The organism is Paenibacillus lactis (genome assembly GCF_017873605.1).
In the GTDB taxonomy this organism is placed as follows: domain Bacteria; phylum Bacillota; class Bacilli; order Paenibacillales; family Paenibacillaceae; genus Paenibacillus_AQ; species Paenibacillus_AQ lactis.
The window spans coordinates 234,612-249,299 of sequence record NZ_JAGGKI010000004.1; the positions used below are offsets into that span (position 1 = coordinate 234,612).

Genomic DNA, 14,688 nt, shown 5'->3' on the forward strand with positions numbered 1-14,688 from the left:
CGTTCCTTCTTTATCCGAAAAATAGACGAGAGGATCTGAGCTTCAGCCGCATATCGGCTTCAGCTCGTTGACCTCCCGCCCCAATACTCGGTAATAGATTTGCTCATACTTGCCGCGAATCAACTCATTGCAGAACATCGTTGTCGCGCGCTGCAGGCAAGCCTTGCGCATCCGTTCCGCAAGCTCCGCATCTTTGAATATGGTAAGCACATGCTCCGCCATCGCCGCCGTATCGCCGATCGGGGCCAAGAAGCCCGTCTCGCCGTGCGTAACCAGTTCTGGAATCCCTCCGGCCGTAGAGCCTACCGTCGGCACGCCGCAGGCCATCGCCTCCAGTGCAACGAGGCCGAAGCTTTCCTTCTCGGATGGAAGCAGCAGCACATCGGCCATGGAGATGACATGCGCTATTTCGTCTTGCTTGCCGAGGAAATGAACCTTATCTTCCAGCCCCATCTCCTTGATGCGGCATTGGATCTTCGGAAGCTCCGGCCCTTCCCCTACCAGCAGCAGCTTCGCAGGCATGTTCCGCTGGACCCGATCGAATATATCCAGCACGTCCCCTACCCGTTTAACCGGGCGGAAGTTGGAGATATGCATCAGAACCTTTTCCGCCGGGTTGGCGTAATCCCTTCGGAGCGATTCCGAATGTCGAGGGTAATACACTCTCGGATCAACGAAATTATAGGTCAGATCAATGTCGCGGGTAATGTCGAGCAGCTCCCTTGTCTCCCGGATCAGATCCTCCGAAACCGCCGTTACGGCATCGCTCTCATTGATCGCCAATCGGATCAAGTCCTTCAGCGATTCGTCTTGGGCCAGCACCGTAATGTCGGTCCCGTGAAGCGTTGTTACGACTTTAAGCTGATCCCCCACCATCTGCTTCGCGAGGAAAGCGCAGACGGCATGCGGAACCGCGTAATGAACATGAAGCACGTCAAGCTGCTGCATGTTCGCCACCTGCGCCATCTTGGTCGCCAGCGACAGATCATAAGGCGGGTACCGGAATACATAATAATCGTTTACTTCTACCTCATGATAAAAAATATTTTTATGAAAGGAGCCTAAACGAAACGGAATGCTGTGTGCTATAAAATGAACCTGATGGCCTTGCTCCGCCAGAAGCTTCCCAAGCTCCGTCGCCACCACGCCAGACCCGCCCAATGAAGGATAGCAGGTAATCCCTATTTTTAATGGTTGCTGTTTCATATAAGGCCTCCTTCAACGTCACCTTCTGTATATTATGCCTGTTTGGAGCCGAATAGATGAACGGTATACGGACTTTTCGAGGCAAAGCCTTCCGCATAAGGAATAAGGCTGCGCGCGCCCAATAACGAATCCCTGGCCCGCACACGTTCGATATAACCCTCGGTTAACGGAGTGGACACCGCATTCTCGTCCGTCTTCTCAAATTGCGAGCGGTAGCAGGAGAGTGCCCGTTCCTTCGTCCCGTATTGCTCGGTCACGTCCACGATCAGATCCGTTCTGCCGATATCATTAATGAAGTAAAAATAGAGCTCGTCCACTTTGACTGGCGGAAGCTCAGGCAAATACCGCCGCAGCTTCGCATTAAACACCGCTTCCTCAACAAGCCGGCTGGCAGCCACGTGATCCGGATGGCGGTCTTCCCAGTACGGAGCAAACACGATGGACGGAGCATGCTTACGAATCTCGGCCGTTATCCGCTCGACATGCTCGGGCGTTGCGAATAAACCGCGATCCGGCAGTCCCAAGTTTGTCCGGACCTTAAGGTTCAGCACCTCGGCTGCTTGCTCCGCTTCCCCCCGGCGGATCTCCACCGTTCCATTGGACGACATCTCCGCCTGCGTCAGATCGCATATGCCGACAGACCGTCCTGCCGCGACATGCTTCGCGATCGTGCCGGCCATGCCGATCTCCGCATCATCCGCATGCGCGCCGAAGATTAAAATATCCAGCTTGTCGCTCATTGTCCGTCCACGCCCGGCTTATACTTGTGAACGAGCTCCCGCCAAGCGAAATCTCCACGGTCCAGTGCTTTGACCAAAATTTCAGCCGTCGCCACATTCGTTGCAAGCGGAATTCCCTGGACATCGCACAAGCGAAGCAGCGCGTTAATGTCCGGTTCATGAGGCTGAGCCATTAAAGGATCGCGCAAGAAGATGATAAGATCCATCTCGTTGTCCGCAACGAGCGCCCCGATCTGCTGATCGCCGCCAAGCGGGCCCGAAGCGAAACGGTGAATGCTCAGCTCGGTCTGCTCCATAATGCGCGTACCTGTCGTGCCGGTAGAATATAGCTTATGGTCTTTAAAAACGCCCTCATAGGCGATAACAAAGTTGACCATCTCTTCTTTTTTACGGTCATGTGCGATAAATGCAATATTCATCTGATTTCTCCCCTATGTTAGTCGATAAAATGATCAAAACCATAGATTAATCCTGAATAGCCCATTACCTTCTCGATTGCCATCTTCACGCCCGGCATATAGGCTGCACGCTCATAGGAATCGTGACGGATCTTCAAGCTTTGTCCGTAACCGCCGAATATGACCTCCTGCTGCGCAAATACGCCGGGGAGCCGCAAGCTGTGGATGCGGAAGCCTTTGTAATAACCGCCTCTTGCACCTTCGATAACCTCTTCCTCTTTCGGATTGCCTTGCCGGATTTCCTCGCGGTTAGCGGCTATCATCTCGGCCGTCTTGATCGATGTTCCCGATGGTGCGTCCAGCTTCTGATCGCCATGCGTTTCGATGATTTCAACATGCGGCAGGTATTTGGCGGCTTGGGCGGCAAACTTCATCATCAGAATGGCCCCGATCGAGAAGTTCGGCGCGATCAAACCGCCGATTCCCCGCTCCTCGCACTGCTTGTCCAGCTCTTCGATCTGCTCCGGCGTGAAGCCGGTAGTGCCCATGACGGGGCGGACACCGTGCTTAATCGCCAGCGCCGTATTGCTGTATGCGAACTGAGGCGCCGTAAAATCAACCATAACGTCAGGCTTCGACTCCACCAGCGCCATTTCCAAATCCGACGTCACTTGAATACCGCAGGCCGGAAGACCTACCAGGGTCCCCGCGTCCTTGCCCGCATCCGACCGCCCAACGGCTGCCGCCAGCTCGAGCTCGGGATCCCCCAGCACCAGCTTCACAACCTCTTTACCCATCCGACCGCCGGCGCCGACAACGATTACCGATATTTTATCTGCCATTTTCATGTCCTCTCTTTCCGTCCGATGCCGGTTCTTGCAAATATGATTTCAGACGCTGCTTAAGCTCTTCCATAATATGCTGCAGACTGCTCTCCTGCGGATATAAAGCAATCACTTCCCTCAAGGTGGCAATGGCCATGGCATGTTCATTCAGCTCGCTATAAACGAGGGCCAGCCATACATAGGCTTGCGCGTATAGCGGGTCCATCGCGACAGCGGACTTCAGGTGCGAAACCGCCTGATACAGTTCCGACTTGGTGACATCCGTACGTCCCTCAACCATTTTTCTCGCCTTCTGAACCAGCTCGGCAGCCTTGATATGCTGCAGATGAAGGGTGTATTCAGGTTTGTCCGGCTGAAGCCGCACCGCTTCCTCCGCGTGGGAGATTGCCATTTCCAGTCGGTTGCTCCGGCCGTACGTGATCGAGCAGCGGTAATGAACCTCAGCATCCCCGGGATTGGCCTGGATCGCTTCCTCGAACCAGCGGAGCGCCTCTTCGAAATCATTTTGAAGTATGCATCGGTATGCTTTTTGTATATAAGTTTCCGATTTCACTGGCTGTCCCTCCCCCGCAGCGGGTTTTGGTACAGCATATGTAACAGCGGCCTAATCGGTGTTTATTTTCGTCCACCGGTCGGCGTCACGCGTCGTGAATTTGTGCATCACTTTATTATGGGCTTCGGTCAAATCAATGCCAAGCGAATTCGCGAAGCAGATCGTGATGAACAAAATATCGCCAAGCTCGAGCTCAATGGAATTGTCCGCTTCATCCGCTTTCTTCGGCTTCTCGCCGAATTGGTGGTTAACCTCCCGCGCCAGCTCTCCAACCTCTTCCGACATCCGGGCCATCATGGACAACGGGCTGAAATAGCCTTCTTTGAATTGCGAGATGTAGCGATCGACTTCCTGCTGCATTTCAGCCATTGATTTTCCCAAGATCATTAACTCCCTTCAATGCTCGTTTTCTTCCAGGCTTTGCCCCAATCTCCCCGAATCCGCCCCATTCCATGAAGGGATCCCAAGATTGTTTTAAACCTATGTTATCGTAAAGCGGTTTTGAAAACAAATATTTTTTATCCCTTCCCTGATCGGTACATACTAGTCGGGTTAATCTGGAAACCTGAACATATCGGAACATTACAGACCAGAATGCGAGGGGTAATATGAGATCAAGCAAATGGCTTGAACAGCTTCAGTTGATCATCCCGATTATGTTCGGGACGGCGATCTATGCTTTCGGATTGCTGTACTTTATCATTCCGAACGAACTGATGGAAGGCGGCGTTACCGGCATTACCGTACTTCTTAATTATGCGTTCAATATCGCCCCCTCCATCTCTACGATGGTCATCAACATCCCGCTGTTTCTGCTCGGGATGAAAATTCTAGGCAAGCGCCAATCCATCTATACCGGGCTCGGGATCGCTTCCTTAACGCTGTTTCTCTGGCTGTTCGAGCTTCTGATCGACAAGGGCTGGATGATCCCCTTCCGAACGGAGCATGATTATATTCTCGCCTCCCTTTACGCCGGAGTCACGCTCGGGGCAGGGCTCGGTATCGTTTTTCGTTTCGGTGGAACGACCGGGGGCTCCGATATTATTGCCAGAATCGTGAACCGCAAATTTGGTTTTAGCATGGGGCAGGTGATCCTCAGTCTGGATATCCTCATCATCGGATTGTCCTTGTTTTTTATCCCGCTTGAACGGATTCTGTACACCCTGGTTGCCGTATTCATCGCTTCCAAGGTGATCGATTTTATCCAGGAGGGGGCATATGCCGCGAAAGCCTTTACCATCATCAGTGATCAAGCGGAGAAAATCGCCGATCGCATCACCGTTGACATGGAGCGGGGAGTCACATTGATCCCGGCTATTGGCGTATACTCCCAAGAAGCAAAGCACATCATTTACTGCGTCGTTTCCAGGCAAGAAATCAGGCGGTTGTCCGGGATTGTCAAATCCGTCGACCCGCAAGCATTTATGATCATAAACGATGTCAATGATGTGCATGGGGAAGGATTTAAAGAAGAATAGCCCGGCTTTCGCCGGGCTATTCTTGATTTGCTGCATCATCCTGCCCCCGCCCCCCAGGCTTTTAAGCCTTGGGCGGAAACAGCGACTTCGAACTGTTCAGCTGTCCCCGATATTTGCGGTACCCTGCAAAGATTAAAGCAGCCAGGATGATTGCGCCTATGATGACCTGCCAGGTCCACGGCTCCTTTACCTGGCCAAGCGGAGCCAGGGCAGGCTCATCCCTCTTTTTCCCGAACAAGGTATTCACGAGCTCTTCCCCTTGCGGCACGATCCGCTGAACCCCCTCGGTATCGCCGGACGACACGAGTCCGCCCGCATAAGATAGCCAGGACTCGACCATATTGACTTCATCCGGCTTGCGCTGAATGATGAGCGAAGGACGAATCAGCTCATAATGGCCCTGCAGGCTCTCGAATGCGCTCGACATTCCCTGCTTATCCTGTTTACCCGCATGCTCCCTCATCCTATCCAAGTCTTCTCTCACAACCTTAAAATACTGCAGCCACAGCGCGTCCTTCGTATGGGTCAGGCTGTCCGCGGCCAACCGAAGCTTCCCCGCGGTCAACATCCAGTGCTGCGGATCCTGGGAGGCATGCGCCGTCGCTTCTTTCATTTCAATGATGCTCTCGGCCAGCACATGAATGCCTTCGACTCCGGTTAAGCCCTGAAAGGATGAGGCCTCGAACATGCCGGAGACTTTCCTGACCTGCTCCAATACCGCCTGGATATTGCCCTCCTCAACGTAGCGGTACAGCAGTTCTACTTCCTTATTGAATGCCTTCGCTTGTATCGGGGCAGCGGGTGAGGATTCGTCTGCATCCTTTACAGCGGCCGACCCCGCCCATATCGGATTCCCCGTACCGATCGCTAATATGAGCAATATAAGAACAGCAGGCACGTATCGGCTCAGTTTGGGCATGTTTCGTAACATGGGACATCCCTCCTACCGTATATGTTATGGCAGGAGGGATGTCCATAGAACCCGAAAGGTAATGTGCGTTACATGCTTGATTTATGCAATGCGTATTTCCTGGACAGCCAGGCGGCTAGACCGCTGACCAGCGTAAGCAGATAGGTGAACAGCTCAACGGCCGACAAGTTGTCGTACAGCTGACCCGGCAGCCAAGGGAAGACGCCGTAAGAATAATCCACCGTATCGTTCAGGAATGTCCAAGCAATCGCCCCGGTAAGGGCGGTCCAACGATAATGAAACAGCCTTACGAACAGGAGCGCTTCCACCGCCATCGCCGTATGGGATACAACCAGCATCCAGTCCTGCCACACCAGCACATCCCCTTGGGCTTGTCCCGCGAAGATGATCGCGACCGCCCAGATCCCGTACTTCACCGACGTAACGACCGCCAGCGCCTCGATCCATTGCTGCACCATCGCGCCTAAAGCCGTCCTAGGTGGATAAAGCAGCAGCAAGATCGCAATGCTGAAGAACAAGCTGGCCGTCGGACTGTCGGGCACGAAGATGACCTGCCAATACTGGCCCCGGCTCACCGTGTCGGAAATTTGATGGCCATACCATATGTATCCATAAATCGTACCGAGCACATTGCATATCAGCAGCAGCCACAGGAACGGCCGTTTTCCGATGAATTCCCTGCTCCAAAAATATGATAATGACAAACTCCGTCCCCCTCAAATCGTTAACGTTCATTCGCTGTTCGCGACTAACGCGTATTATAACCTAAATTACTGCCTTTTTCATCTGTAGTAAAAGCGTGTTCGATTCAGCTGCACGATTCTTCTAACCTGCCTCTAAAGAAAAAACCTGACCGCAAGATGCGATCAGGTTCTGGCTATTGCTATTCAGCCGCTTCAGCCTTCTGGCTTGCAAGCCATTCGGCCAATTGGTCGAGTTCCTCTTCCGTTACACCAGCATTAAGTGCAGTGTCTTTCATCGGAGGCATCGAGCCTTGACCCTTCTCAATAATGGCAACGATCTCTTCCTTCGTATGGGTATCACCGACACCGCGCAGCGATGGACCGGATGCTCCCTTCAAGTCGGCTGCGTGACATGAGATGCATGTAGCCGTCTTGAACGTTTCCATGGCCGGATTGTCCTTATCGACGATCGCAACCACGCTGTCCTCAGGCTGCTTCGCATTCGAAGTCGGCAGTCCTGCGGCATGCTTCTCTTCAGCCTCTTCTTCCCGCTGAATATGCTCAGGCTTCTGACCGGATTCTTTCAGCTCGTGCTGATAGTGCGTCCAAGCCGAGTTCGTCAGATAGACGATGGAAATCAGTGACAAAATCATGAGCGACGAAGCGATCGGACGCTTATAGAAGCGGCGTTCCTTGCCTGTATCCAGGAATGGCGCAAGCAGCAGCGAGCCGAATGCGATACCGGTCACGCCGATCGTTCCGAGCACCACATAATCGCCGGAAGCGTACGGAAGCTTCAAATACTCATAAAGGAACAAGAAGTACCAGTCAGGCATCGGGATTACGGATGCCCCCGGATCAGCCGGATAACCGAGCGGAGCCGGCTCCGAGATGGTCAGCACTAAGAAACCGACCAGAACGACAACACCAACCATCCATTCCTTCAACAAGAAGTTGGGAATGAACGCTTCTGATTTGCCAGGGTAAGCGGTGTAATCCGGCGGTACGACCCAGCCGTTGCCCTTGCGTACACGGGAATCACCGACAAAAACAACTTTCTCATCAGATTTATGACCATGTGCCATAAATTTGCGCCTCCCTTCTTCTTATAGTGGTCCGGAAATACCCTGTCTGCGGATCATGATAAAGTGTCCTACCAGTAGGGCCAGGAGCACAGCCGGGAGGAAGAATACATGGATGGCGAAGAAACGTGTGAGCGTTTCGGCGCCTACAATGGTACCGCCCTGCAGCAATTCTTTAATGATCGGACCGAGCCAAGGCACGGAGTTCGCAATTTCGAGTGTAACCTTTGTTGCAAAGTAAGCTTTGTTATCCCATGGCAACAGATAGCCTGTCAGGCCGAGGCCAAGCATAACAAAGAAAATAAGCATGCCGACTACCCAGTTCATTTCACGAGGCGCTTTGTAAGAGCCTGTGAAGAACACGCGCATCGTATGCAGGAACATCATGACGATAACCAAACTCGCGCCCCAGTGGTGCATACCACGGACGATTTGCCCGAAGGCGACCTGCGTCTGCAGATATTCAACACTGTTGTACGCGTTGATGATATCGGGCACATAATACATCGTCAGGAACATTCCCGACAAAATCTGGATGACTGTGATGAAAAACGTCAAACCGCCGAAACAGTACACAAACGCGGAGAAATGGTGCGCAGGGTTTACGTGCTCAGGGACCTCATGGTCCGCAACATCTCTCCAAATCGGCGTGATATCGAGACGCTCGTCAATCCAGTTGTAGACATTCTTCAACATCCGAATCTACGCCTCCTATGATACTACGGTATTTGGTACAATTTCGCCGAGGTAAATCCAGCCGTTCTCCACTTTCGTCTCGTACTGGTCAAGCGGCTTCGGCGCGACTGCAAGGTTCTTGCCGTCCGGCGTATAACGTGCGCCGTGGCAAGGGCAGTGGTACTCATCCGGGAAATTCTTGTTGCTGTTCCATCCGACAAGGCATCCCAGATGCTTACAAATCGGCGAAAGCGCTATAATCTCACCCTGATCATTCTTGCGAATCCACGCCGTCAGCGTAGCTGTACTGTTGTACCAGCCATCCTGCTGCTGAAGCTCAAAATGGAACTCTTGTGGTTCGTTGGTAATTTTGCTCTCCTCTACGACCTTAACGAAAGCTCCCTCTTCCTTGTTCTGAAGAATTGGATCCACGGCAAAACGGAGCATTGGCAAAACTACCCCAGCAGCCATGTAAGCTGTGGCACCGCCCAACGTGTATGTAAGAAATTGTCTGCGGGACATCTCTTTCCGGCGGGGTGGATTGTGCGATTCTTCATGCTCGTCATTGTGGTTGCTGCTCATTCTGTGTTCAACCCCCTTTGTCAACCGTTCTTAAGTGTCATCAATGATTAAAATCACACGACGTACTAGGACATACTAATAATATATTAGGCACCCAAGACCGTCAAGAATGTGAAGGCCAAAAATGGGTTCGCTTCCAACAGGCCTCTCATAAATTGTTGGTATTTTGTCACAATTTCATGCACCGTTTTTCACTACCCCTGCCACATTTCACTGATGCCCGCTGAAACGGCTGCGGAGGCCTTGCTTCCATCCGCCTCAATCCTGCGCCGGGACAGCACAAGCGTGCTCTCGGGGACATCCTCCGGGCTAAGATCACCGTCCGCCGTCATAACGACGACATATTTAAATCCGGCCTTTTTAACATTGTGACATACTTCATTTAAAAGCGTCGTATCCTCAGTCTTTCCATATTGCACGGCAGGATATGTAACGATTCTGCCCTTAAACGGAATTTCAGCCAAATCCATGAAGTCTCGCAATCTCTCGAGCGCGCTGGTCGCTTCCCATGGAGGCTCCTGGCCGGTCAAACCGGTGAACGGTATTAAACAGGTGTCATAATAAGGCTGCAGCTCCGGCCAAGTCTGCTCGTCCACTTCACTAAATTTCATGTAACGTTACATCCTTTCTCTCACGCCAATCGCTTTTTTACATCATTATACGAGTGAGAGCCCGGATAAGGCAAAAAAAAGAAGAAATGCATGAAGGCATTTCTTCAGTTCAAAGTCCTCAGTTCATCCGTCAGGTTTTTGAAAGCCACTTCATCTCCGGATGCCAGCGCTGCGTCAATTTCCTTATACAGTTCTTCACTCCGATGCTTACGCAATGCCTCGTCCCATACCATTTCAGCAGCCAGACCTAACATAACTTCGTAAGTAACCTTCATTTTATCCATTAGGATGCACCTCCAAACCAAATTTTAACTAAGTAGCTTGCCTCGTGTTTCGCTTTCCTCATTTCCTTCAACCACCATATCATGCGTCACCCGGACGGCCATTTGCTGCCTTTACTTCAGCTCTTTCGAATCGTTGATGTGGATGCAAGTCTCCGCTGCTTTTAAGCCGAGCGCTGTCATCTTGTACGCTGTGCCGTGCGCCGCGCTTTCCCCGATCCGCAGCAAGCCCAGATGCATCAGCATCCGAATCAGCCGCTGTTCGAGGATGTTTTGCGGGCTGTCATAATAGAACGGGCGGACGAGCCATCCCAGTGATTCGTAGAGCGACGCGGCACTCACCCAATCGCGCGCGCATTGACTGATCCAGTATACGAGCGAGGTAATGTTGGGAATTGCGCCTTTATAAAGTCTTAACCAAAAGCGGAATATCTGCATCACGCTAACTTGATTTCCTTCATCGAGAAGCGAGGCCCCGCTGTCGGTAAGCACCAGCCGGCTGCCGTTCTCCCTGACCCATTGCCTTGCATACGCATAATCGTATAACAAAGCTAGCCGGTCGGGATAGGCAATGCAGGATCGGCCGTATCCGAACCTCCACGCCCCTTTGGCTATGAGCGGTTCATCAATGTGGAGCATGCCCATTAGCTGTTGTTGGTTCCGCCGATACATAAAACCTTCGAGGTTCAGCTCGATGTCATGGCGGCCGATATACTTGAGCATCAGCAGCAAATCTTCCACGATCAGTCCCTGCTCGTCCCGGTAGGCCTCCGGATCACCCGGCAATCGCTGCAGCGGTTCAAGAAGGCGTTCGCGCAGCGCTTCCCTGAAGCGCAGCTTTAGATCGGAAGGAACCTGGAACATATATTTCGTGGAATGGGTGAATCCGTTAAACAGCCAGCCGCTTCTGCGGTAGCGCGCTACGGCTTCGCGAGGGCTTTCGGTTTGTCCCGCAGAGCTCTTCCCCTTCTGATTGTCGCTGTTGACCTCCGCAGCTTGGCGGATAGCCGCCGTCAGCTCTTCCAGACTGTAACCACTCCTGGAGTCAAATACCAGATGGTTCAGAAAGCGAAGATCGCTCGGGGACAAGCTGCCGATCTGCTCCTCTAAAAATTCCCTTCCTCCAAGCTTGCTTAAGATACTCTGGATTAATTCATGCTTCGAGTTTCTCTTGGCGTCGCATTGATAGTGATTCGCGATGCTGCTGAGCTGACCGATATCGGCATAAGTGAGCATATCCGCTAGATTCATCGTTCATCGCCTCGCCGTTTTACATCCATTATGGGAATGTTTCGATCATTTGATACCTGTTCTCTCTCGTTTCATGAAGTTTCATGTCCCTAGTAAGCGTCGGAATCAACTGATCTGCATGGTGGTTTTATCATCTTTAACGGAATAGCGGCTCCATAAACGTGAGATTGCGTATTTTTTTATACTATTTCTATGCCCTCTTAATCCATGATAGAATCTGCGATATTCTCAATGAAAGGGAATATATGTTAAACTGGATTACAACGTCTGCTCGTGCATGTAACGGATATCTGTCTCAACGAATGGTTAACGATGAGATGCACGGATACGGTTAGCGAACGAAAGAGGTGATCGGTCATGACGACCCGGGAACACGAAACATAACAACGCGGATTATGGATTCGAGGACCTCCGATTGACGGCACTCGCTTTGTATTCCATAAGGCGACAAGCCGATCGTTATCAACAAATGAACATATGGAGGTTCGAATAAAATGAAGGTCGATGATCGTTTTGAACACTATATCAATGAAGCCCGGCAGGCATTCTCCGGTTGGGACTTCTCCTATATTACCGGATCAGGCCGCATGCAGCTGCAGCTGCTCCCTTGGTCGCTGGGAAGCATTCTGATCCCTTATATCCGCTGCGCGAAGAGCTTGCTTGATATGGGAACGGGAGGCGGTGAATTTTTATCGACGCTGCAGCCGTTCCCGAAGATCACCTATGCCACGGAAGGGTACCCACCGAATGTGCCCGTTGCGCGCCGCAAGCTGGAGCCGCTTGGCGTTCAAGTCGTATATGTAGAAGACGATGAGAAGCTTCCGCTGCCTGATCGATTGTTCGATGTGGTCATGAACCAGCACGAATCGTATGCGCCGTCCGAGATTCGGAGAATCCTGGCCGATCAGGGCGTTTTTATTACCCAGCAGGTCGGCGGAACCGATTGCTACCAGATCAATGATCTGTTCGGCGTTCCGCTCAATGCCGAGTTTGCCCATTGGAACCTCGATTACGCAGCCTCAGAGCTTCGGAATCACGGGTTCAACGTCACGTTCGCGCGCGAGGATTACCCCGTCCAGCGGTTTTACGATGTCGGTGCGCTTATTTACTATCTTACAGCCATTCCGTGGCAGGTCCCGGATTTTACGGTGGATCGTTATAGGGATGAGCTGAATCACATACACGAGTGGATCCAATTGCAGGGCTACTTCGAGGTAAGGCAGCATCGTTTTATTATGATTGCCTCGTTGTAATCTGATATTGTGGAAGGTTTCCCCCGGCTGAACTCATTTTAAATAAAAAATCGCCCCTGATCGATGATCTGCTGAATCATCGGATCAGGGGCATATTCTGTATCGGGGGTTATTACTTCGTCGGCAGCACATTCGTTCCCTGGCCTTCCGCCGGCTCCGTCAACAAATGCTTGGTACAGTTATAGAGCAGCGGCGACCAGTCATCGTCCTTGCGTTCCACGATCGTCAGCGACAGGTTGCCGATGCGCTGGCTGAGCTGACCGCGGCAGACGAGCTTATACAGCTGTGCCAGAAAACCGCCGTGACTTACAACGAGGATATTGCTGTTCCGATGCTTGATCGCCATATCGTCCAAAAAGACAAGTCCTCTGGACATCAGCTCCACATCGGACTCTTGGCCCAAATCCTGCTGATGCCAGTCGGTTCCGAACCGGGCCTCCCGCTCCTCCGCCGTCAGCCCTTCTACCTGGCCGTATCTCCGCTCCCTTACACGGGGATCCGGATCAGCTACCGGAATGCCGAGCATGGACGCGATGATCTGCGCGGTTTCTTCCGCACGGGAAAGGCCGCTGCTGATCGCAAAGTCCCAATGATAGGGCTCCTGGCGAAGCCGCTCGCCAAGCAGCCGTGCCTGCCGCCGTCCTTCCTCATTCAGCGGAATATCCGTCTGTCCCTGTATTTTGCCCATCGCATTCCAGTCCGTTAAACCGTGGCGAACCAACCCTATCAGCATGATCTTCCTCCTCTTGTATATTTCAATGCATTCGCTATCGTCTGACCCGATTCAGCCGCATCAGGAAATACATGGCCAGCCCCACACCCAAAAGCGACAGCAGCATCCAATACTGCGGCTCGGTAGGACTCATTCCAACCACAAACGGATCGATAATTCCGCTGTTGGTCTTCGGAATGTTATAATCCTTCGCTGTCAGGCTTTGACCGGTATCGGCGATCCCTGTCGGGATAATTCCGGTTGCGTCTGCCTCGGGCTTGGGCTCGGCCGGACTTCCTATGACGGCAAAATAGATGAAGCTGCACACGAACAGTGCCAAAAATCCGGCAATCCATAAGGTCAAACGCTTGCGAAACACTCGGCTTACTGCGCGGCTCTTTGAGGTTTCCTCCACCAGCCAAGGAAAATCCCGATAAATACGGTCCATGACATTGCGGTTGATTCGTTCGCTATCGATCCCCGGAATATCCTCCTCCTCCAAAGCATGGACCATGTTCAAGCTCTGAAGCCACAATTCGTACTCCGCCGCGCACGCGCTGCAGGTTTTTACATGCCCATTCAGCCGCTGTCGCCGCGGATCTTCGTCAGGCAAATCCCAGACACTTTCCATCAGCTCTCGGGCTTCTTCGCAATTCATTTGCTCTTCATCCCTCTCAGCTCTTCCATGACCGGTTCATAGAAATAAGGCTCGAGCTGAATTTTGACACTGCCTCTGGCTCGAAATAGAAGGGATTTGACGGAGCTGACGCTTTGACCTAATATGTCTGCGATTTCCTGATAGTCCAGCTGATCGTATTCCCGGAGAATCAGCGCTGACCGCTGCTTCTCCGGTAAATTATTTATTGCTTCCCTTACCATATGTACGCGTTCGCTTCGTAAAATCGCCTGTTCGGGTGCGACCTCAATCGGGGCCACGGGAACGACACCGCTCTCCTCCAGCGGCAGCGTACCGCTGCGATGCTTCCGGAGCTCGCTCAGCACCGTATTTCGCGCAATGGTATACAGCCATGTCGAGAACGATGCATCCACCTCGCGAAACGAATGCAGGCTGCGGAAAGCCTTATAGAATGTTTCGGAGCATAAATCCTCCGCCATCAGCTCCATGTTGGAGCTCTTTAACATATGATAGACAAATGCCAATATTTTTCTCTGGTAACGCCGCATAAGCTCCGAGTACAATTCGGTATTGCCCTGCTTAATTTCTTGTATTAACTGGGAATCCGTCATATGATTTTTCGTTCCTCCTTCTCCCATCGGTGCCTCAACTTCCTTGAATGTCCAAGGAAACGATCAATTAGGATCTGTAAAAGTACCGTCAAACCATATATAGTTACGCCTCTTGGTGACTGACTATTCTATGTATTTGGCAATTTCCCCAAATCTTCT

The 14,688-nt window shown here is 52.0% G+C and carries 19 protein-coding genes; 2 read left to right on the forward strand and 17 right to left on the reverse strand.

Features of this window, described 5'->3' with window-relative positions; genetic code table 11:
- Positions 1-42 precede the first annotated feature (42 nt).
- The 6 genes from bshA to J2Z18_RS09670 are packed head-to-tail and all read right to left on the reverse strand — an operon-like array spanning position 43 to position 4,129.
- A complete protein-coding gene (bshA, locus tag J2Z18_RS09645) occupies positions 43-1,206 on the reverse strand; it encodes an N-acetyl-alpha-D-glucosaminyl L-malate synthase BshA (protein WP_007129854.1) in 1,164 nt (387 codons plus the stop codon).
- A gap of 32 nt (positions 1,207-1,238) precedes the next feature.
- Complete coding sequence (bshB1, locus tag J2Z18_RS09650) at positions 1,239-1,946, reverse strand: bacillithiol biosynthesis deacetylase BshB1 (protein ID WP_007129853.1); 708 nt, start codon at positions 1,944-1,946, stop codon at positions 1,239-1,241.
- Positions 1,943-2,365 carry a methylglyoxal synthase gene (gene mgsA / locus J2Z18_RS09655; protein ID WP_007129852.1) on the reverse strand — a complete coding sequence of 141 codons (423 nt, stop codon included), beginning with the start codon at positions 2,363-2,365 and terminating at the stop codon, positions 1,943-1,945. Before mgsA ends, bshB1 begins: the two co-directional genes overlap by 4 nt.
- A 17-nt stretch (positions 2,366-2,382) precedes the next feature.
- Entirely contained in the window at positions 2,383-3,186 is an 804-nt protein-coding gene (gene dapB / locus J2Z18_RS09660) for a 4-hydroxy-tetrahydrodipicolinate reductase (protein WP_007129851.1), read from the reverse strand.
- Positions 3,176-3,742, reverse strand: coding sequence for a tetratricopeptide repeat protein (locus J2Z18_RS30880; RefSeq protein ID WP_007129850.1), 567 nt, complete (start codon positions 3,740-3,742; stop codon positions 3,176-3,178). Before J2Z18_RS30880 ends, dapB begins: the two co-directional genes overlap by 11 nt.
- Before the next feature lie 51 nt (positions 3,743-3,793).
- Positions 3,794-4,129, reverse strand: a complete 336-nt coding sequence (locus tag J2Z18_RS09670; RefSeq protein WP_376773065.1) for a nucleotide pyrophosphohydrolase — start codon at positions 4,127-4,129, stop codon at positions 3,794-3,796.
- Positions 4,130-4,350: 221 nt separating this feature from the next.
- Here J2Z18_RS09670 and J2Z18_RS09675 point away from each other — a divergent pair, with 221 nt between their 5' ends.
- Positions 4,351-5,220, forward strand: coding sequence for a YitT family protein (locus J2Z18_RS09675; RefSeq protein ID WP_007129848.1), 870 nt, complete (start codon positions 4,351-4,353; stop codon positions 5,218-5,220).
- Positions 5,221-5,281: 61 nt separating this feature from the next.
- Here the strand turns inward: J2Z18_RS09675 and J2Z18_RS09680 are convergent, their stop codons facing one another.
- The 8 genes from J2Z18_RS09680 to J2Z18_RS09715 form a co-directional block, all read right to left on the reverse strand.
- Positions 5,282-6,151, reverse strand: a complete 870-nt coding sequence (locus tag J2Z18_RS09680) for a sporulation protein YpjB (protein WP_007129847.1) — start codon at positions 6,149-6,151, stop codon at positions 5,282-5,284.
- A 68-nt stretch (positions 6,152-6,219) separates the two neighbouring features.
- Positions 6,220-6,855, reverse strand: coding sequence for a DUF1405 domain-containing protein (locus J2Z18_RS09685; protein WP_007129846.1), 636 nt, complete (start codon positions 6,853-6,855; stop codon positions 6,220-6,222).
- A gap of 179 nt (positions 6,856-7,034) precedes the next feature.
- Positions 7,035-7,919: a menaquinol-cytochrome c reductase cytochrome b/c subunit gene (locus J2Z18_RS09690; RefSeq protein WP_007129845.1), complete on the reverse strand. Its 885-nt coding sequence runs from the start codon at positions 7,917-7,919 to the stop codon at positions 7,035-7,037.
- Between the two features lie 21 nt (positions 7,920-7,940).
- Entirely contained in the window at positions 7,941-8,612 is a 672-nt protein-coding gene (gene qcrB / locus J2Z18_RS09695) for a menaquinol-cytochrome c reductase cytochrome b subunit (protein WP_006209500.1), read from the reverse strand.
- Positions 8,613-8,627: 15 nt separating this feature from the next.
- Positions 8,628-9,173, reverse strand: a complete 546-nt coding sequence (locus J2Z18_RS09700) for a Rieske (2Fe-2S) protein (protein WP_007129844.1) — start codon at positions 9,171-9,173, stop codon at positions 8,628-8,630.
- A gap of 194 nt (positions 9,174-9,367) precedes the next feature.
- Complete coding sequence (locus J2Z18_RS09705; RefSeq protein WP_007129843.1) at positions 9,368-9,784, reverse strand: DUF2487 family protein; 417 nt, start codon at positions 9,782-9,784, stop codon at positions 9,368-9,370.
- 104 nt (positions 9,785-9,888) lie between these two features.
- Entirely contained in the window at positions 9,889-10,068 is a 180-nt protein-coding gene (locus J2Z18_RS09710) for an IDEAL domain-containing protein (protein ID WP_007129842.1), read from the reverse strand.
- Between the two features lie 111 nt (positions 10,069-10,179).
- Positions 10,180-11,316, reverse strand: coding sequence for a hypothetical protein (locus J2Z18_RS09715; RefSeq protein ID WP_007129841.1), 1,137 nt, complete (start codon positions 11,314-11,316; stop codon positions 10,180-10,182).
- Positions 11,317-11,810: 494 nt separating this feature from the next.
- On the opposite strand from J2Z18_RS09715, the gene J2Z18_RS09720 reads away from it, so the two are divergent.
- Entirely contained in the window at positions 11,811-12,569 is a 759-nt protein-coding gene (locus J2Z18_RS09720; protein WP_007129840.1) for a class I SAM-dependent methyltransferase, read from the forward strand.
- A 112-nt stretch (positions 12,570-12,681) separates the two neighbouring features.
- Here J2Z18_RS09720 and J2Z18_RS09725 read toward each other — a convergent pair whose 3' ends face one another.
- From J2Z18_RS09725 to J2Z18_RS09735, 3 genes are read right to left on the reverse strand one after another with little or no spacing between them, the layout of a single operon-like run.
- Positions 12,682-13,302 (reverse strand): histidine phosphatase family protein, encoded by a 621-nt coding sequence (locus J2Z18_RS09725; RefSeq protein ID WP_007129839.1) that lies wholly within the window; start codon positions 13,300-13,302, stop codon positions 12,682-12,684.
- A 34-nt stretch (positions 13,303-13,336) separates the two neighbouring features.
- Entirely contained in the window at positions 13,337-13,939 is a 603-nt protein-coding gene (locus J2Z18_RS09730; protein WP_007129838.1) for an anti-sigma factor family protein, read from the reverse strand.
- Positions 13,936-14,529, reverse strand: coding sequence for an RNA polymerase sigma factor (locus tag J2Z18_RS09735; protein WP_040738622.1), 594 nt, complete (start codon positions 14,527-14,529; stop codon positions 13,936-13,938). Before J2Z18_RS09735 ends, J2Z18_RS09730 begins: the two co-directional genes overlap by 4 nt.
- Positions 14,530-14,688 lie beyond the last annotated feature (159 nt).